19 protein-coding genes are annotated in these 18469 nt (G+C 67.7%); 14 read left to right on the forward strand and 5 right to left on the reverse strand.

What is annotated here, in order from left to right:
• Positions 1-284: 284 nt before the first annotated feature.
• Together AADV74_RS12785 and AADV74_RS12790 are read left to right on the forward strand one after the other, a co-directional pair.
• Positions 285-800 (forward strand): alcohol dehydrogenase catalytic domain-containing protein, encoded by a 516-nt coding sequence (locus AADV74_RS12785; protein WP_342114640.1) that lies wholly within the window; start codon positions 285-287, stop codon positions 798-800.
• Complete coding sequence (locus tag AADV74_RS12790; protein WP_342114642.1) at positions 797-1243, forward strand: zinc-binding dehydrogenase; 447 nt, start codon at positions 797-799, stop codon at positions 1241-1243. The genes AADV74_RS12785 and AADV74_RS12790 overlap by 4 nt, the downstream gene beginning before the upstream one ends.
• A gap of 13 nt (positions 1244-1256) precedes the next feature.
• Here AADV74_RS12790 and AADV74_RS12795 read toward each other — a convergent pair whose 3' ends face one another.
• Positions 1257-2933 (reverse strand): amidohydrolase, encoded by a 1677-nt coding sequence (locus tag AADV74_RS12795; RefSeq protein WP_342114644.1) that lies wholly within the window; start codon positions 2931-2933, stop codon positions 1257-1259.
• Entirely contained in the window at positions 2930-4468 is a 1539-nt protein-coding gene (locus AADV74_RS12800) for an APC family permease (protein WP_342114646.1), read from the reverse strand. The genes AADV74_RS12795 and AADV74_RS12800 overlap by 4 nt, the downstream gene beginning before the upstream one ends.
• 116 nt (positions 4469-4584) lie before the next feature.
• Between AADV74_RS12800 and AADV74_RS12805 the strand changes: the two genes are divergently transcribed.
• Both AADV74_RS12805 and AADV74_RS12810 read left to right on the forward strand, forming a co-directional pair.
• Positions 4585-5187 (forward strand): TetR/AcrR family transcriptional regulator, encoded by a 603-nt coding sequence (locus AADV74_RS12805; protein WP_342114649.1) that lies wholly within the window; start codon positions 4585-4587, stop codon positions 5185-5187.
• Between the two features lie 91 nt (positions 5188-5278).
• On the forward strand, positions 5279-5575 hold the full coding sequence (locus tag AADV74_RS12810) for a DUF2277 domain-containing protein (protein ID WP_342114650.1): 297 nt from the start codon (positions 5279-5281) through the stop codon (positions 5573-5575).
• Positions 5576-5620: 45 nt separating this feature from the next.
• Here AADV74_RS12810 and AADV74_RS12815 read toward each other — a convergent pair whose 3' ends face one another.
• Positions 5621-6181: a dihydrofolate reductase family protein gene (locus AADV74_RS12815; RefSeq protein ID WP_342114652.1), complete on the reverse strand. Its 561-nt coding sequence runs from the start codon at positions 6179-6181 to the stop codon at positions 5621-5623.
• A 262-nt stretch (positions 6182-6443) separates the two neighbouring features.
• Here AADV74_RS12815 and AADV74_RS12820 point away from each other — a divergent pair, with 262 nt between their 5' ends.
• Positions 6444-7718, forward strand: a complete 1275-nt coding sequence (locus tag AADV74_RS12820) for a GAF domain-containing protein (RefSeq protein ID WP_342114654.1) — start codon at positions 6444-6446, stop codon at positions 7716-7718.
• A 6-nt stretch (positions 7719-7724) separates the two neighbouring features.
• On the opposite strand, the gene AADV74_RS12825 is transcribed toward AADV74_RS12820, so the two are convergent.
• On the reverse strand, positions 7725-8627 hold the full coding sequence (locus AADV74_RS12825) for a sigma-70 family RNA polymerase sigma factor (protein WP_342114656.1): 903 nt from the start codon (positions 8625-8627) through the stop codon (positions 7725-7727).
• Between the two features lie 76 nt (positions 8628-8703).
• Between AADV74_RS12825 and AADV74_RS12830 the strand changes: the two genes are divergently transcribed.
• The 5 genes from AADV74_RS12830 to AADV74_RS12850 all read left to right on the forward strand — a co-directional run bounded on the left by AADV74_RS12830 (position 8704) and on the right by AADV74_RS12850 (position 13681).
• Positions 8704-9084, forward strand: coding sequence for a DoxX family protein (locus AADV74_RS12830; RefSeq protein ID WP_342114658.1), 381 nt, complete (start codon positions 8704-8706; stop codon positions 9082-9084).
• Between the two features lie 59 nt (positions 9085-9143).
• Entirely contained in the window at positions 9144-9689 is a 546-nt protein-coding gene (locus tag AADV74_RS12835; RefSeq protein WP_342114660.1) for a hypothetical protein, read from the forward strand.
• Between the two features lie 266 nt (positions 9690-9955).
• Entirely contained in the window at positions 9956-11266 is a 1311-nt protein-coding gene (locus AADV74_RS12840; protein WP_342114662.1) for a DUF2254 domain-containing protein, read from the forward strand.
• A 128-nt stretch (positions 11267-11394) separates the two neighbouring features.
• The gene (locus AADV74_RS12845; protein ID WP_342114664.1) at positions 11395-11940 is read left to right on the forward strand and encodes a PadR family transcriptional regulator; all 546 of its coding nucleotides are present in this window, start codon (positions 11395-11397) and stop codon (positions 11938-11940) included.
• A 4-nt stretch (positions 11941-11944) separates the two neighbouring features.
• A complete protein-coding gene (locus AADV74_RS12850) occupies positions 11945-13681 on the forward strand; it encodes an ABC1 kinase family protein (RefSeq protein WP_342114666.1) in 1737 nt (578 codons plus the stop codon).
• 121 nt (positions 13682-13802) lie between these two features.
• On the opposite strand, the gene AADV74_RS12855 is transcribed toward AADV74_RS12850, so the two are convergent.
• Positions 13803-14822 carry a helix-turn-helix transcriptional regulator gene (locus tag AADV74_RS12855; RefSeq protein ID WP_342114668.1) on the reverse strand — a complete coding sequence of 340 codons (1020 nt, stop codon included), beginning with the start codon at positions 14820-14822 and terminating at the stop codon, positions 13803-13805.
• 107 nt (positions 14823-14929) lie between these two features.
• On the opposite strand from AADV74_RS12855, the gene AADV74_RS12860 reads away from it, so the two are divergent.
• From AADV74_RS12860 to AADV74_RS12875, 4 genes are all read left to right on the forward strand, one after another.
• Positions 14930-15355, forward strand: coding sequence for a VOC family protein (locus AADV74_RS12860; RefSeq protein WP_342114670.1), 426 nt, complete (start codon positions 14930-14932; stop codon positions 15353-15355).
• A gap of 228 nt (positions 15356-15583) precedes the next feature.
• Positions 15584-17644, forward strand: a complete 2061-nt coding sequence (locus tag AADV74_RS12865) for a right-handed parallel beta-helix repeat-containing protein (RefSeq protein WP_342114672.1) — start codon at positions 15584-15586, stop codon at positions 17642-17644.
• A gap of 149 nt (positions 17645-17793) precedes the next feature.
• Positions 17794-18000: a hypervirulence associated TUDOR domain-containing protein gene (locus AADV74_RS12870; protein WP_342115190.1), complete on the forward strand. Its 207-nt coding sequence runs from the start codon at positions 17794-17796 to the stop codon at positions 17998-18000.
• A 13-nt stretch (positions 18001-18013) separates the two neighbouring features.
• Positions 18014-18463 carry an MSMEG_6728 family protein gene (locus AADV74_RS12875; RefSeq protein ID WP_342114674.1) on the forward strand — a complete coding sequence of 150 codons (450 nt, stop codon included), beginning with the start codon at positions 18014-18016 and terminating at the stop codon, positions 18461-18463.
• Positions 18464-18469: the final 6 nt, after the last annotated feature.

Consider the following 18469-nt stretch of genomic DNA (forward strand, 5'->3'; position numbering starts at 1 on the left):
GACGGCGGCCGGTATCAACCTCGTAACGGCGCTGCCAACCCGCAACGTGCCCGGACTCACGCCGAGAAGCTCCGCGACAGGACAGGACTCTTGCTCCGACGCGACACGCGACTGGACGCCGTGCGCGAGCGCTTCGGCGCGGCATCGGTCGCTCAGGCGGCGCAAATCGGTCTCTATCCGGGGTAGTCGAGTCCGATGGTGCCCGAGCACGAGTACGCACAACCTCCTCCGGTCGCACCGGAGTGCTCCCTCCCGCGCGAGCGGCGAACCCCTACGGTTGTCGTGTGCGCGCCTGGGTCTATGAACGATACGGTTCCGTCGATGAACTGCAGCTCCTCGAGGTACCGACGCCGGTGCCCGGCGGTGGCGAGGTTCTCGTGGAGGTCGTCGCGACCTCGGTCAACCTGTCGGACTGGGAGGCGTTGCAGGGCAGCCCCGGCTACGCCCGCTTCGACGGGCTGCGACGCCCCCGAACCAAGATCCTCGGATCCGACATCGCCGGACGCATCGTCGCGGTCGGCGACGGCGTCACCGGGTTCCGGGTCGGCGACGAGGTGTACGGCGACAACATCCGAAAGCGCGGCGGATTCGCCGAGTACGCGGTGATGCCGGTGACGGCGCTCTCGCCCAAGCAACCTGCCTTGACGTTCGCCGAGGCATCCACCATCCCGCAGGCGGGGGCAATCGCCCAGCAGGCCATAGCGTCAGGGCGACCGGGGCGGCGGCTGTTGATCAACGGCGCCGGTGGCGGCTCGGGCAGTTTCATGATCAGCTCGCTGTGGCGAAGGGCATGCACGTGACCGCGGTCGACAACGCGGAGAAGCTTGAATTCATGAAAGGACTGGGGGCGCACGAGACGATCGACTACCGGCGCACCGACTTCACACGCACGGGCCCCTACGACCTCATCATCGACCTCGTCGCACGGCGATCGGTGTTCGCGTACAGGCGAGCGCTCGGCCCGCACGGACGGTGTCTGATGGTCGGCGGCACCCTGCGAACGATGCTCCGGATGCTCACGGTCGGCACGATCCTCGGAGCCCTCACCCGCACACGCCTCGGAGTGCTCTTCGTCCGTGAGGGAGCAGGCAACTTCGACCAGCTCGCCGCCCAGTGCGCCGCGGGTACGATCGACATCCACACCGACCGCACGTTCCCTCTCGCGGAGGTGCCTGCGGCTCTCGCCTTCCACGGTGAGGGGAGGGCGCTCGGCAAGGTCGTCGTCATCGTGCGCGACAGCTGAGGCGCCCTGGCCCCTACGCCACTGCCGAGCAGTGGTGCGTGCCGGCAGGAGGTGCTTCCGGCAGCGCGGCTGCATCCGTCGCGTCGTACACGATCTCGCCGGCGACGATCGTGAGGTCGGCGCGCTCACCGAGTAGGCGCGAAGGGTCGGGCTCGAGCTCGTAGAGGTTCGACGACCAGGTGACGAGGTCGGCTCGAGCGCCCACCCGCACGACGCCGAGCGAGTCCTCGGCGTGCCAGGCCCAGGCGCCCTCGGTCGTGTAGCCGCGCAACGCGGCGTCCAAGCCCAGACGCTCGGCGCCAGTCCACGACGAGCGACCATCGAGGCCCGCCCGCGTCAGCGCTGAGTAGAGGCCGACCAGCGGGTCCATCTCACCGACCTGCCAGTCGCTCGACAACGCGACGTGGGCGCCCGACTCGGTCAAGGAGCGGAAGCGCCAGGCGCGGCTCCAGCGCTGCTCGCCGACGTTGTCCATCCAGGTACCGCCGACGAGGTCGGGGGAGCAGTGGCGGGGCTGCATGGCGGCCGTCACGCCGAGAGCGGCGAAGCGGGGCAGGTCGTCGGGGTGCAGGCACTCGACGTGCACGATGCCGTGGCGGCGGTCGCTGGTGCCGTTGGTGCGGGCGGCGTGCTCGATGGCGTCGAGGGCGATGCGGATGCCGCCGTCTCCCGTGGCGTGCGTGTGGGTCTGGAAGCCCAGGCGGTCGAGCTCGGTGACGATGCGGGTGAGCTCGCCGAGGGGTGCGCTCGGGTGGCCGCGGTGACCCGGGCGGTTGGCGTAGTCGTCGAGCATCCACGCCGTGTGCGGCTCGATCACGTCGTCCGCGTAGAGCTTGACCGGGCCGAAACGCAGGCGCGCGTCGACGGGGGCCGAGTCGACGGCCTCGCGCAGATCCGCACGGAAGGAGGCATCCGCATCCATCGGGTGGAAGAGGGCGGCGATGACGCGGCTCGAGAGTTCGCCCTCATCGCGGGCGCGGAACAGCAGGTCCATCTCGGCGAGCGGCACCTGCGGCTCGACCACAGTGGTGATGCCGGTGGCGCGGGCCATGCGCAGGCTGGTGAGCAGCTTGCGGTAGCGGCGCTCTGGCGAGTACATGGGGATGTCGCGCTGCAGGGCGGCGAGGCCGGCGGTGGTCATGGCGCTCGTGTAGAAGTCGGTGACCCAGCCGGTGGGTTCTCCCGTGACCGCGTCGATCTCGGGGTTGCCCCACGCGATGCTGTCGGCGCGACGGATGCCGAGGGCTCGCACCGCCACGTCATTGAGCCACACGGAGTGCTGGTCGTAGGTGGTGACGAAGACGGGGCGGTCGGTGAGGCCGGCGAGGTCGGACGCGCGTGGGCGACGGCCCGCCACGACGGAGTAGACGGCGTTCTCGGCGCAGATCCAGTCGAGGTCGGGGCGGGCGTCGACGAGGGTGCGGATGCGGCGGCGCACCTCCGCGAGCGTCTCGGCGCCCTCGAGGGAGACGGCATCCGCGTCGAAACCGAGCAGCAGGTGGTTGTGGCTGTCGATGATGCCGGGGGTGACCAGGCGGCCTTCGAGATCGATAGTGCGGCGGGCGGATGGCGCGTCTTCGCCGGGGCCGACGTACGTGATGCGTCCGCCGGTGGTGCCGACGGCCTCGGCGGTGGGCTGGGCGTCGTCGAAGGTGCGCACGAGTCCGCCGGTGAGCAGGAGGTCGATCATGCGCTGGGGTCCTTCGGTGCGGCAGCCGCGGTGGCGTTGGCGGAGGATGCGGTGGTGTCGTCGGTGGCGGATGCTGCGGCATCCGTCGTCTCCTCGGCCTCAGCATCCAGCAGCACGAGGTGTGTGCCCGAGCGCGGCCGGAGGTAGGCGTAGTAGTAGAGGAAGCCGGCGGCGACGATGCTGACCGAGATGGTGAGGCTGAGCCACTGCGCGGGATCGAGCACGGCGCTCAGGATGATGCCGGCGATGACGACGATCGCCGCGATCGGCGGCAGCGGGAAGAGCGGCATCCGGTAGGCACCCTCTGTAGCCTTGCGACGGTGGTTCACCAGGGCGGCCAACGCGATGAAGAGGTAGCTGAAGGCGACGGTTGATCCGGTGGCGGTGAGCAGCACGTCGAGCGGGATGAAGCAGGCGAGCAGGGCGATGACGCCCATGGTGGCCGTGGCGACGACCGGCACGCGCGACCCGGAGGTGACCCGACTGAGCGGACGCGACAGGGCACGGGGGAGCGCGTTGTCGCGGGCGGCCGTGTAGAGGAGGCGCCCCGCCTGGAGCGCGATGGCGATGATGGCGTTGATGATGGCCAGCGCGATGGCGATGAGCACGATGAGGCTCACGGTGTCGCCGGCGTTCTCGGCCAGGAACGACTCGACAGGGAGGGCATCGCCGAAGAGCGCGGGCAGGCTCGATGCGCCGAGCAGGATGGCCGTGAGCGGCACGACCTCTGCCACGACGGTGATGACGCAGCTCAGGATGACGGCCTTGGCGATGGAGCGGGTGGCGTTCTTGGTCTCCTCTGAGAAGTAGACGGCTCCGCCGTATCCGTTGTAGGCGAAGATGCCCTGCGTGACGGCGAGCAGCAGGCCGCCGATGGCGAGCGGGGCCACTGCATTCGTCGACGGGTCGAGGAACTCGGGGCTGAGCAGGGCTGCGGGCGAGCGCTCGATGTGGATGAAGCCGAGCACCGCGAGCAGGCCGAGCGCGGCGAACTCGATGAACAGGAACACGCCGGTGAGCCAGGCGTTGGTACGGATGTTGAAGCACGCCGTGACTGTGGCCAGCGCCACAACCACGAGGGCGGTGCCGAGTGGCGAGAGGCCGGCGATGGCGACGCCGAGGTAGTCGGCGACGCCCAGGCCGAAGACCGCGAGGATGAGCGGCAGCGAGACCAGGCTGACGAAAAACGTGGCGACGCCGAAGGCCGGGCCGAGCGCACGGGTGACGAGCGAGTAGTCGCCGCCCGAGACCGGGTAGGCGCTGGCGAGCTCGCCGTAGCAGAAGGCGATCATGATGCTCACGACGCCGGCGATGATGAACGCCCAGAACACTCCGGTGCCGTAGCTGGCGAGGGCGGCGCCGCCGAGGATGAAGACGCTCGACGCCGGCGAGATGGACGAGAGCGTGATGAGCACGTTGCCGCCGACGCCCAGTCTACGGGCGAGCCGGGGCTGTTCGGCGTGCTCGACCTCGGCGGGCGTGGGGAGGTTCGGTTGCTGCTTCGCGTGCTCGGTGGCTGCTGCGCTGGAGTCCATCGGTCATCCGTTCTCTGCTCGGGCTGTGCTGGGGGTGCTGCTCGTGGCGCGAGTTCTTTGACGCCTGCGTCAAGGAATCTGAGGATGGTGTCATTCTTTTGCGCTAGTGTCAAGGAATGGCGCGACCGAAGAAGCAAGAAGCCAGGCGAGCGGATCTCGTTGAGGCTGCGCTCGCCGCAGTCTCCGAGCACGGTCTGCGATCGCTCTCGCTCGCGGATGTCGCCACTCAGGCCGGGCTCACGCGCGGGGCGATCCTCTACTACTACGACGACCTCGACGAGCTGCTGCGCGAGGCTCATCGCGCCGGGCTCGAGCGGTTCTGCGACGCGCGGGACGCTGTCGTCGCCGGCATCGTCGCACCTCAGGAGCAGCTGGCCGCCGCCATCCGCGAGGGCCTGCCGAGCGGGCCGGATGACGCACTCATGCAGTTGCTCTACGAGTTCGACGTGCTCGCCGGCACGTCGGAATTGCACGACGAGCTGGTGGAGCGGATGTACCTCCGCCAATTGGCGACCTACTCCGGCGTGATCTCGCGGGGCGTTGAGGCGGGCGTGTTCGCGCCCCCGTTGTCGGTGGAGCAGCTCGCGATGAACCTGGTGGCGCTCGAGGATGCTTACGGGTTGCACATCGTGGCGGGGAACTCACTCGTGACCGTGGCGTCGGCGGAGGCTGCGATGCGTGCGGTGGCGGACAATCTGGGGTGTCCGACGGCTGTGTGACCGGGTGGTCTGAATGCGCTTCGGGCGGTCGCTTCGCTCGGCCCTCAGCGAGCGTGTGACACCGGGGGAGGGTCGGCGTATCGTCGGAGACATGTGTAGGAACATCCGCTGCCTCCACAACTTCGCGCCGGCGACTACCGACGACGAGGTGCGAGAGGCTGCTCTGCAATTCGTCCGGAAGACCAGTGGGTCGACGCATCCGTCGCGCGCAAATTCGGAGGCGTTCGACCGCGCGATCGATGAGATCGCAGCCGCCACTCGGCGCATGCTCGACGAGCTGGTCACGAGTGCCCCGCCGAAGACTCGGGAGGCGGAGGCGGTCAAGGGCCGCCAGCGTCACGAGAAGCGCATGGAGCGCGAGGTTCGGATTCGCACGGCTGCGGTGTGACGCGGCGAGGGTGGTCTCGATACGCGGGTCCGCTGCGCTCGCTCGCTACTCGACCAACGATGAGGGCCGGGGCTCGTAGCGCAACGCCATCGCACCCGAGCTGAAGTCCTGCCTGCTCACGAGCTCGAGGTCGACGACCTTCGAGAGTCCGGCGAAGAGGGTCGGGCCGTGGCCGACCAAGCGCGGATGCACCACGAACTCGTACTCGTCGATCAGCCCCAGGTTGGCCAGCGCCAGCGGCAGGGTCACGCCGCCGACGTAGAGTCCCTTGCCCGGCTCCTGCTTCAGCCGCGTGACGGCCTCGCCCAGATCGCCGCGCACGAGCTCCGAGTTCCAGTCGAGGTCGGTCAGGGTGCTCGACACGACGTACTTCTTCGCAGCGTCGATGTTCTCGGCGAATGGATGCGTCCACTCGGGCATCTCGTCTGACAGCGGCAGACGCCAGGCCGACTCCATCATCTGGTACGTCACCCGGCCGAAGATGAGCGCGTCGGCCCGGGCGAGGATCTCGGCGGAATGTCGGTGCAGTTCCTCGTCGGTGAGTCCCACGCGGTGGTCGACGCATCCGTCGAGAGTGACGTTGATTGAGTAGCGAAGCGGTCGCATGGGGCAAGGGTAGCGAACGGGCGGATGTCGGGGCGAGGCCGGTGAGCCCATCGAGCCCGACGGGACCAAGTCCGATTCGGCCCACAGACGCGATCCGGGGCGCCAAACGCGAGCCCCACCGAAGGCTGGCAGTCTCGCCCATTTCCGCCCGCCCCCGGGACAAGTGGGATACCGTCCGGGGTGGGACATCTCGAGTGGTCTCTGCGGGCCGTGGGCCCGCGAGGGGGGGCTCCACATGTTCAGTTCGTTCCACCGTCTCGTCATGCGCTCGGCCGTTTCGCTCTGGCTCAACTGGTCGCAGAACTCCTGGCGGCAGATGGTCGTCGCCCATGATTCCCCGCACGTGCACGCCCCCGGAACGGATCCCGACCGCATCCTCGTCGCAGGCGATGGGGCATCGGCCGGTGTCGGCGTGCTCACTCATGATCTCGGTCTGCCGGGGTATCTCGCTCGCAGCGTGACCAGCCTGACGGGCCGGGCGACGGATGCCGACATCGTCGTCACGACAACTATGACGACGTCCGGATGCCTCGACGCCATCTCGGGCCTCCAGCTGTCGCGGTTCGACGTGATCCTGCTCTCGCTGGGCGGCAATGAAGCGCTCTCGTTCGCGAACCCACGCCAGTGGGCCGCAGACACGACACGACTCCTCGACTACCTCGAGGAGTCGGCGCCGGCAGCAACCAAGAGGATCGTCCTCTCGATCCCTTACTTCGGCGCCGTCACCCGCTTTCCGCGTCTCCTCGCCGGACCCACGGATCGGTACGCGGCGAGGCTCAACGCGATCACCGAGGAGATCGTCGCCGGTCGCCCGAACGTGACCTTCCTCGCGTTCACCCCCGGAGAGGGAAACGAGGCGGACGGCGCGCACTCCTACGCCCAGTGGGCGAGGCACCTCGCGCCCGCCGTGAGCGAACAGCTTCAACCGCGCGGGAGCTCGAGCACACGAGACGCGCCGGTGGAGGAGGCCTCGCGCCAGCGTGCGTTGGACGAGCTCGGCATCCTGAACATGGAGGCGGATGCCGAGATCGACCTGCTCGCGGCCTCGGCCAGAGACCTGTTCGGCGTGCCCTACGCCGCGGTCACGCTCATCGACAATGGCCGACAGGCGATGGTCGCGGTGGTCGGCATGGACAAGCGCGACCTTCCCCGTTCGGAGTCGTTCTGCGACGTCACCATCCGTCGACCGCAGTCCCTGACCGTCGTGGATGCCCAGCGCGATCCCCGGTACTCGGCCTATGACGTGGTCGAGGGTGATCCGCGCATCCGTTTCTATGCGGGCTATCCGATCGAGAGTCCGGATGGGCATCGCATCGGCGCTCTCTGCGTGATGGGCGTGCACCCGCGAGCGTTCTCCGATCACGACTCGGCCCTGCTCCGCCAGATCGCGCAGCGGGTTCAGGAGCGACTCTGGACGCTCAGCGACCAGAACGCAGAAAGCGACGTTCCGCCTCCCGCCTCGCCGGCGGTGCCGGCGGCCGGCCATGTCCCAGTGCACATTCCCAGCACCAGCACCAGCATCATCTCTCCGATCTGACGCCCGTCAGGCCTCCGGGAGCTCCATCTCCGCGAGCAGCTCCGGATTGATCACCGAGACGATCTGCGCGATGCGGCCGTCGACGACAGTGCACGCCATCACCGCCTGAGGCGCTCCCTTCGCGCTCCACGCCATGACGCCGGGACGATCGTTGACCAGCACCCGGCGCACCGTGGACTTCGCCCGCCCGGCGTTCTGGATCTTGCCCGCGACGGCGGTCGCCCCGAGTTGCACGACGACGCCCCGCGCCGTGTGACCGCGCCAGACCACATCCGGATCGAGAATGCGCAGCAGGGCTTCGAAGTCGCCGTTCCTGGCTGCAGACATGAACGCATCGACCACGTCGCGCTCCCTGCGTCGGTCGGCTGCCGGATGCTCCCCTCGAACCTTGCGCCGGGCTCGGCTCGCGAGCATCTTGGCCGCGTCGGGCGACCTGCCCACGATCACGGCGATCTCGTCGAACGAGACCGCGAACAGGTCGTGCAGCACGAACGCGAGCCGCTCCGCCGGGGTCAGCGAATCGAGCACCACCATCAGCGCCGCCCCGACGGAATCGGCCAGGATCGCCTCATCCTCCGGGGTGCCCCCGTCGTCCTCAGTCACGACCCAGTCGGTCACCCTGTCGTCGTAGGCCGCCTCGGGCCTGGCGTTCCGTGCCCGCAGCATGTCGATGCACACACGCCCCACGACGGTGGTCAACCAACCGCCGAGGTTGTCGATGGGCTCCCCGTCGTAGCGCGCGAGTCTCAGCCAAGCCTCCTGCACGGCATCCTCGGCGTCTGCGTTGGTGCCCAGCATCCGATTCGCCATGGCGATGAGCCGTGCCCGGTGCGCCTCGAACTCGGCTGCCCGCGCCTCCGCATCGGAGCCGGGCCCCGATGCGGCCGGCTTGTTACCTTCCACGTTCACGTTCCGTCATACCTCTATGACGGGCCGGGACACCTGAAGGTGACAAGCGCTCGGAGGTAACCGACGAGGAGAGATCATGAACATCGCACTGTGGGTCGCTACCGGCCTGTTGGCCGTCGTCTTCCTGGTGGCGGGCTCGACGAAGCTGTTCATCCCGTACGAGAAGCTGGCGAAGGCGCCTGGCGCCGGATGGGTCAATGACTTCCATCCCCTCTTCGTCAAGAGCCTCGGAGTGCTCGAGCTCCTCGGTGCGATCGGCCTGATCCTACCCGCGGTCCTCGGCGTCGCGCCGATGCTCGTGCCCGTCGCCGCCGTCGGGCTCGGGGTGATCATGGCGGGGGCAGCGGTGGTGGAGTTCCGTCGCCATGAACCGAAGCACGCGCTGCTCAATCTGTTCTACCTCGCCCTCTGCGTCTTCGTGGCGTGGGGGCGGTTCGGCGTGGAAAGCTTCGGGTGACATTTACTTAGTCGACGCACGCCTCGCCTCCGACCCCGCTGGCGTGGGAATCTGGGTGCATGGATGATGAGGGCGCGAGCAGATCTTCGGGCGTCGCGCGTGCGACACGTCCTGGGCGCCTGACCCGCCTCCTCTTCAACGCCTACAACACGGAGCATGCCGTGTACGGGATCGTTCTCGTCACGACCCTCGTGGCCGTGGGTTGGCATTTCGACACGGATGGTGAGGTGCTGCTCTTCATCGTGGGCACCGTCTGGGTGTTCTGGCTCACCCACGTCTACGCCGCCGTCGTCGCGAGCCGGAACAGCGTCGAGGGGCGAGCCGTGCCGATCGGTCAGGCCATCGGCGCTGCCGCCGGGCACTCGATCGGGATGCTGCTGGCGATGCTGCTGCCATCCGTTGCCCTTGCGACAGCCACGTTCGGCTGGGTCGACGAGTACGTCGCCTATTACATCGCCCTGTGGATCGGCGTTCTCACGCTCGCCGTCATCGGCTGGGTGAACTCGGAGCGCAACCACGGCACGTGGCCGATGCGGCTGCTCAGCACCCTCATCACCACGGCCTTCGGCCTCGCTGTGATCTGGCTGAGTGCGCTGGTGCACTGACCTCGAGCGGCTGCGGCTACCCCGCGTCGGAGCGAGGCGGTCGGTCTGTTCTTTGGCTGCGTTCGCGGGCTGCTCGATCGGCGGGATCTGCACGATCGGCAGAAGCGACCTGCTCACCGGCGACGATTCGTCAAGCCCATAAATCGACAGGCCCGGGCGGAGCTACGCTGTGCCCGGACACAGGCGTCTCTGCGGAACACCACTGGCGGAAATCATCGGCGGTCTTCCCGCTCAGCCCCGTCCGACTGATGGTGCGAGGGAGCGGTATGAATATCAGCGTATTCAAGGCAGTGCGCGACGTCACGGCATCGTTGTGGCTGATTCCGGTTGCCTGCGTGCTGGTCGGGATCGCGATCTCCTTCACGACGATCGCCCTCGACCGCGCCACCGGCTACGACCTCCTTCCTGAGCAACTCGTAGGCGGCCCGGAGGCCGCACTGGAGATCCTCACCACGGTCGCCACGTCGATGGTCAACCTCACCGTCCTGGTGTTGACGATCGTCCTGGTCGTGGTGCAGCTCGCGATGGGTCAGTTCTCCCCGCGCATCGTGCAGCGGCTGTTGCGCGACCGGCCGAGCCAGCTCGCCATCGGCCTGTTCGTCGCGACGTTCGTCCATACGCTCCTGGCCATCAGGGAGATCCGGATCGGCACGGGCAGCGACCCGGGCCAGGTGCCTGGCATCGCGATCGTCACGACCTTCGTGCTCTCCCTCGTCAGCATCGCCGTCCTCGTGGTGTACATCCACCACATCGGCCAGGCCCTGCGGGTCTCGGCGCTCGTCGAGATCGCCGGCGACAGCACCCGCAAGCTGATCGACAAGAACTTCCCGAATGTGGAGTACGTGCCAGACGCCGACGACTCCACCATCGTCACGGCGCAGGAGTCCGGTGTCGTCACCATGATCAGGTACGAGCCGCTCGTCGCGGCCGCACGAGAGGCGAGGTGCACGTTGGAACTGGTCCCCGCTCTGGGAGAGTTCGTCCCGGCTGGTGCGCAGCTCTTCCGTGTCGACGGCGACTCCGAGCGTCTCGACCGGGAAAAGGTGCGCGCTTCGATCATTCTCCGCCCCGAGCGCACACTGGAGCAGGACGTCGCCTACGGAATGCGCCTCCTCGTCGACATGGCGATTCGTGCCCTCGCCGACGCGCCCTGGCAGGATCCGACCACCGCGGTCCAAGCCATCGATCGTCTTCACGACTGCCTTCGGGAATTGGTCAGACGGGGGTTCCCCGACGGCCGTCACCGCGACGAGGATGGGGAGTTGCGGCTCATCGAGCGGGTGATGACGTGGGACGGATTCGTCCTCCTCGCCTTCACTGAGATCAGGCTTGCCGGAGCGGGGTCCCCGCAGGTGGCCCGTCGCATCCACTCGGCCCTGAACGACCTGCTCACCGTGGCAGCCGAGGATCGGCGCCCGGTGCTGCGCGCCCAACGCGGTCTCCTGCTCGCTGATGTCGAGAGACACTTTCAGGAGGCCGCCGACATCGAGCTGGCTTCCGGGTTCGACCGAAGTGGGCTCGGAGCGTCCGGCATCGAGCTGGCGGTCGCTGAGCGATCGGCTGCTCAGGCGGAATGAGTGGGGTGCTGATCCTGGCACTGGGCAGACCCGCACGACCGATGCTTCGAGTGCGCTGGGAACCCTATCGTTCGCGGATATCGCGATATATCGTTGGATATCGTTCACGACTCACGGAGGAGATCATCATGGGCAGTTCATTCCCGACCAGTGGCTTTGCAGCCGGCCTCAACCCGGAGACCATCTGGCAGAAGATGGAGGAGTTCCGTTCGTCGTTCGAGAAGCGCGGCGGTTCCCGTGCGGGTCGAGGAGACGTGCGTGCGGCCGTCCTCGCGCTGCTCGCCGAACAGCCGATGCACGGCTACCAGATCATCCGTGAGATCGAGGAGCGCAGTGGAGGCAGCTGGAAGCCCAGCGCCGGATCCGTCTACCCGACGCTTCAGCTGCTGGCCGACGAAGCTCTCATCACTTCCGAGGAGTCCAACGGACGCAAGACCTACGCGCTGACCGAGGCAGGTCGAGTCGAGGCCGAAAGCGCCAGCGGATCCTCGCCGTGGGCCACGACAGATTCGTCGGATGACGCCGGCTTCTCGGCGCTCCCGAAGGTGGGCGTCAAGCTCGCCCGAGTTGCCGCACAGGTGAACACCGAGGGCTCGAAGGAACAGATCAAGGAGGCCGTCGCCGTGCTCGAGGACGCACGTCGCCGACTGCACCTCATCCTCGCCCAGGACTGACGGGGTGCCATCGGCTCATCAGGGCCGGCAAGCCTCGACAACGGGCGCGGGCAACACCCGCGCCCGTTACAGGCGCATCCTCCGCTTCGCCGGCTGGAACCTCGCCGTCACGTGGTGGTTCGAGTTGTTCCTTCCGCGTATCGGTCTCGCCAAGGTCGCCGAGCGATCGAGATCGCGACGGATGCAGCGATTCGCGCAGCGCTTCCACGTTCTCGCCGTCGACCTCGGCGGGCTCATGATCAAGGTCGGGCAGTTCATGTCTTCGCGCCTCGACGTGCTGCCTCCCGAGATCACGCGGGAGCTCGAGGGGCTGCAGGACGAGGTGCCGCCGGTGCCGTTCCCGCAGATCCGTGCGCTCGCCGAAGCCGAGCTCGGGATGCCACTCGAGCGCGCCTTCGCCTCGATCGACGAGTTTCCCGTGGCTGCGGCATCCCTCGGCCAAGCTCATCGCGCTCGCCTCGCCCCGCTCGACGCTGAAGACACGGGGCTCGACGCCGTCGTGATGAAGGTGCAGCGGCCGGGCATCGAGGCGATCGTCGAGACCGACCTCTCGGCCCTGCGCAAGGTCGGCGGATGGCTCAGCCGCGTGCGGCTCGTGTCCGACCGGGTCGACGCCAGAGCGCTCGTCGAGGAGTTCGCCGAGACGAGCCTCCAGGAGATCGAGTACCTCCACGAGGCCGCCAGCTCCGAGCGCTTCGCCGCGACCTTCGCCGACGACGCGCGGGTGAGCGTGCCCACCGTCGTGTGGGAGCGCACCACCCGCCGCGTGCTCACCCTGGAAGACGTCACTGCGATCAAGATCACGGATGCCGCCGCCCTGCGCGCGGCCGGCATCGACCCCACGCACGTTGCCCCGGTCTTCGCGGCCGTCATGTTCGACCAGCTGTTCGGGAACGGCTTCTTCCACGCGGACCCGCATCCGGGCAACATCTTCGTCACCCCTCTGGCCGGGAGTGGCGAGCCCGGTGAGCCGGGACAGCTCGGGGAGCCCGCGTGGAAGCTCACGTTCATCGACTTCGGCATGATGGGCGAAGTGCCCACCGGCACGCGCAGCGGCCTGCGGAAGCTGCTGATCGCGGCGGCATCGCGCGACGGCAAGGGCCTGGTCGACGCGATCCAGGACCTCGGCGTGCTGTTGCCATCGGCCGAGACCGCAGAACTCGAGCGCGCGATGACTCAGCTCTTCGCCCGATTCGGTGGAATGGGTTTCGCCGAGCTGCGCGAGGTCGATCCGCGGGAGTTCCGCGACTTCGCCGTGCAGTTCGGCGATGTGGTGCGGTCGCTGCCGTTCCAACTGCCCGAGAACTTCCTGCTCATCATCCGGGCGATGTCGCTCACCTCGGGCGTGTGCAGTGCTCTCGATCCCGAGTTCAACCTCTGGGACTCCATCGAGCCGTACGCGGCACAGCTGATCCGCGACGAGCGCGGCAATGTCGTCCAGGATCTCGCGAAGCAGGCTGTGGAGGTCGCCGGCATCGCCATCCGCCTGCCCAAGCGGCTGGATTCACTCGTCACCCGCTTCGACGACGGCACTGTCGCGGTCACGAGCCCCGCCCTCGAGAAGCGGGTCGCCAGGCTGGAGCGCACGGCACGTCGCGTGGTGTCGGCCGTGCTGTTCGGCGCCCTGCTGATCGCGGGCGCCGTGGTGCGTGCGGACGACGTCGTGTTCGGGACGGTGCTGATGGTCGCGTCGATCGTGCCGCTGCTGCACGCGCTGTTCGCGGGCGGGCGGGTTCGCTGACGCAGCTGAGAGCGGCGGCGCGCTGAGGGTGGTCTCGATACGCGGCCTCGTTGCGCTCGGGCGCTACTCGACCAGCGGTGATGGGGTGGGCGCTACTCGACCAGCGGTGGCGGAGCGGGCGCTACTCGACCAGCGGAGTGGGTGGATAGGTCGCCGTTGCCGCGTAGCGGGCCGCGAGTACCTCGAACGCGGTGGCGAGTTCGGGTGGTCCCACGACTTCCATCGCGACCTCGAATCGGCCGAACGCAGCGGCGAGGGCGCCCCACGACCAGGATCCGATCTCGAGACTGCAGCGATTGGGGGTGAGGGCTTCAACGGTGCCGTCGCCCGCGAAGGGCAGAACCTCCGACGCGGGCAGGTCGAGGATGACCGTGCCGCGGCACGGCCAGGTGTCGGCGGCATCCGACCCCCTGAAGCGTGCCGACAGGTAGGCGCTGGCGCTGCCACCCGGGATCTCGCGCGGATTGAACCGCGGACCGGTCGGGGTGCGCGGCGAGATGCGGTCGGCGCGGAAGATGCGCCAGTCATCGCGCTCGAGATCCCAGGCGAGGAGGTGCCAGCGCCCCTCCGATGTGACGACGCCATGCGGTTCCACTCTGCGGGGCGCTCGGGGCGAGGCGTCAGCGTCATCCTCGCTCGGGTCGCGACTCGCGTAGTCGAAGCGCAGCACCTCTCGGGCGCGCACTGCGGTCGACAGCGCGATGAGCACCTCTGGCGACGCGGTGACGGGAGCCGCGTCGCCCGGCCGGTGCAGTGTCGTGAACCTGATGGCATCCAGACGATGACGCAGTCGGGAGGGCATCACCTGCCGCACAGTGGCGAGCGCGCGCAGGGCGGCCTCCTCGATGCCGGCATTCGTCTCCGTGGCCGCCTGCAGCGCCACCGTCACGGCGATCGCCTGTTCATCGTCGAACAGCAAGGGCGGCAGATCGCTCCCTGCATCGAGCCTGTAGCCGCCATCGGGTCCCATCGTGGCCCGGATGCTGTAGCCCAGGTCGCGCAGACGGTCCACATCGCGGCGGACCGTGCGGTGGCTGATCTGCAGGCGGTCTGCGAGGACGGTTCCCGGCCAGTCCCGGCGGGTCTGCAGAAGCGACAGCAGCCGCAGCAGTCGCGCGGTCGTGGAGGCTGGCGTGGTCATGGCTTCACAGTACTTCCTGTATAGGACCGAAGCTGTCCTATACGAGCGGAAGAGTGAATCACGACCCGGAGCGTCCGGGTCGACCACTCGCATCCGGGAGCAGAAAAATGACCGTCATCACCACCCCGCACCTCAACTTCCGCGGCGACGCCCGGGCGGCCCTCGAGTTCTATCACTCGGTCTTCGGCGGCCAGCTCATCGCGATGACCAACGAGGACACGTACAGCGTCGAGATCCCGGAGGAGGCGCATCAGATCAAGTTCGGCCAGGTCATCGGCGAGAGCGGCTTCCAGGTCATGGCGTACGACGTGCCGTCGAGCGTCGACTATGAGCAAGGGGAGAAGTCGCTGTTCGTCTCCGTGCGCTCCGACTCGGCTGAGGAGATCACCGAGCTCTGGCGCAGGCTCGCCCAGGGCTCGACGATCGTCGCGGACCTGGCCCCCTCTCAGTTCTCTCCTGCCTACGGGATGCTCAAGGACGCGTTCGGCGTCGTCTGGGTACTCGACGTCGCAGTGGCTTACGACCCGTCGTAGGCGATGGTCGGCGCGCCCGACATCGGGCGCCCGACGTTTCGGGGTACAGGGCTGCAGACCCGATATCGCGTCTGCAGCCCAATCCGGCCGCAGGCACTGCCCGGCTTTTCTTAGATGAATAATTCGACGATCCGTGTCTCGGCCGCCTCTCTCTTCCTTGACTTCCCCGCTGTCCCCCGAATAGGGTGCACTCGTATGACGTTATTCAACTGATGTTTGGGGGAATCAATGAAGATCCACACTCACTATCGCGCCATCGCGACAGCAGGTGCGTTCGCTCTCGTCCTGACCGGCTTCGCCGTTTCTGGGGTACAAGCCTCGGCTGCTCAACTCGACAAGGGCGGGAATGACAAGGGCGGCGGCCACGGGAGCAGATCGCTCACCATCGTGGTCGCGCCAGACGGCAAGCACGGCGCTCCGAAGGGCGACATCGTCGTCCGGACGATCGCGGCTGCGCAGGCGGTCGCATCGAACAAGGGGAAGAAACAGGACGTGCAGGTGCTGCTCGACGGCGGCACGTACGAGCTCGACAAGCCGTTGTCCTTCGGCCAGAAGGACGGCGGGTCCAACGGGCACACAGTCACGTGGTCGAGCGCTCCGGGCGAGCAGGCCGTACTGTCGGGCGGGCACCAGGTCACCGGCTGGACGCTCCACGATGTGGAGAAGAACATCTGGGTCGCCGATGTGGCTCCGGGTACCGAATCCCGTCAGCTCTACGTCGGTGGGCAGCCCGCTGAGCGGACGAAGCTGCTGCTCGGCGCCGACAAGAAGGATCGCGCCCACCTCACCTGGACAGAGGCGGGCATCACGCTTAACGATGACAGGTTCGGCGACCTCGCCGCGCTGCCCAACCAGTCCGATCTCGAGATCGTGAGCATGGGATCGTTCACCGACCGTGTCTCGCCGGTCGAGTCGATCAGCGACAACCAGATCGCCATGGTTCAGCCCGCCTGGCAGAACAACAACTTCGGCTACGACACCCTGAAGTCGCCGTACAACCGCGGCGCCATCTACCTCGCGAACAGCTACGAGTTCTTCGCGAATGCCGACGAGTGGTACCTCGATTCGCCGAACGGAAAGGTGTACTACGAGGCGGCGCCCGGCGCCACGATGGACGGCGTCGATGTGCGGCTCCCCGAACTCGAGACGCTGGTTCAGGTGAGCGGCAGTTACGACAAGCCCGTGCAGAACCTGACGTTCCAGGGCATCGAGTTCTCGCACACGACGTGGATGCGGCCCAGTTCGGAGTGGGGCTACGCCGACCAGCAGAGCGGCGCTCACATCGTCGGCGACTACACCCCGCCGGCCGATTACCTCGAGACCTGCCAGGACGGATGCCCCGAATTCGAGGCCACCCGCAACGAATGGTCGCAGGTGCCGGCAGCGGTGCAGGTTGCGGCGGCATCGAAGGTCGCCTTCGAGGGCAACACCTTCGATCAGCTCGGCTCGGTCGGCCTCGGCATCGGCATGGACCCGGGCTCGAATGCCTCGGGCGTCGGCTACGGCGTATCCGACATCTCGGTCACCGGCAACACGTTCAGCGACCTCGCGGGTTCCGGCATCGTCGTGGGCGGCATCCAGCCGGATGCGCATCACCCGAGCGACGTGCGCATGACGGTGAAGGACATCACGATCACCGACAACACGATCACCCGCATCGGGCAGAGCTACCGCGACAGTGCCGGGGTTCTCTCGACCTACGTCACGAGGGCGGAGATCTCGCACAACACGCTGACCGACCTGCCCTACGACGGAATCGACATCGGGTGGGGCTGGGGATCGAACGACCCGGGCAGCAACGACTACTACCAGGCGGCCGGACTGCACGACTATCAGCCGATCTACACGACGCCCACCACGTTCCGCGACAACCACGTGGCGGCGAACCTCATCTACGACACCAAGAACGAGATGCACGACGGAGGAAGCATCTACACCCTCTCGGCGAGCCCGGGCACTGTCATCGAGCGCAACTACATCTACGACAGTCGAGAGACCTTCGGAATGCTCATCGACCAGGGCACCCGCTACGTCGCGGTGCGTGAGAACGTGATCCTCGACAGCAGTCGCTACATGTACGTCAATGCCGACACGAACGGGCCGACGATCTTCAACACGCTCGACGACACCTTCACGAGCAACTGGTGGACCGGCGGCAATGAGCGCTACCCGCGCTACCCCGAGTACCGGTTGACGTGGACGGACAACGTCGACCTCAACGGAGTGCCGCGCGAGCAGTGGCCGGCTGCAGCGCAGGAGGTCATGGCGCAGGCAGGAGTCCGAGGCTGAGGACCGGATGAATCGGTGCGGCTCCGCTGGTGATCAGCGGAGCCGCACTGCGTTTCTGGCACCACGTCAACCCCGTGTCGGGCGCGACGGCCGCCGCTTACGCTGCTCGGTACGAGCCCCGCATCCGGGGCCGTCAACAGGAGGTCCTCATGGTGGCTGTCGACGATCGCGTGAGTTGGAACACCTCGCAGGGACGCACGCGCGGCCGGGTCGTCGAGCGTCGCAACTCGGACTTCACCTTCGACGGACAGCACTTCACCGCGAGCGAGAAGGAACCCGCCTTCATCGTCGAGAGCGAGAAGACCGGCGCCCGCGCGGCCCACAAGGGCTCGGCGCTGCGCGTGCTGAAGAAATAGCGCAGGCGCATCCGTGCAGACCTTCCTGCCCTGCGCCGACCTCGCGCTCAGCGCCGCCGCGCTCGACCAGAGTCGGCTCGGAAAGCAGCGCGTCGAGACGCTGCAGGTGATGCGCGCGCTCACCTTGCCCGGCTACGGCTGGCAGCACCACCCGGTGGTGCGGATGTGGCGGGGCTTCCGGCCCGCCCTGATGGCGTACCAGGATGCGATCTGCGACGAGTGGGAGGCGCGAGGTCACGCCGACACCTGCCGGGCGAAGACGCTCGCCGACCTCGATCTCGTGCCCGAGGACGGCGAGGCGTATCGCCATGGGGATTTCCCCTGGCCGCCGTGGATCGGCGACGAGGAACTGCACCGCTCGCACCGGTCGAACCTGCTGCGGAAGGATCCGGTGTTCTACGCCGAACTGGCTGCCGATGTGCCTGATGACCTGCCGTACGTCTGGCCCGCGGCATCCGTCTGAGGGATT

Origin of the sequence: Leifsonia stereocauli, assembly GCF_038432415.1 — a bacterium.
GTDB classification, from domain to species: Bacteria; Actinomycetota; Actinomycetes; order Actinomycetales; family Microbacteriaceae; genus Orlajensenia; species Orlajensenia stereocauli.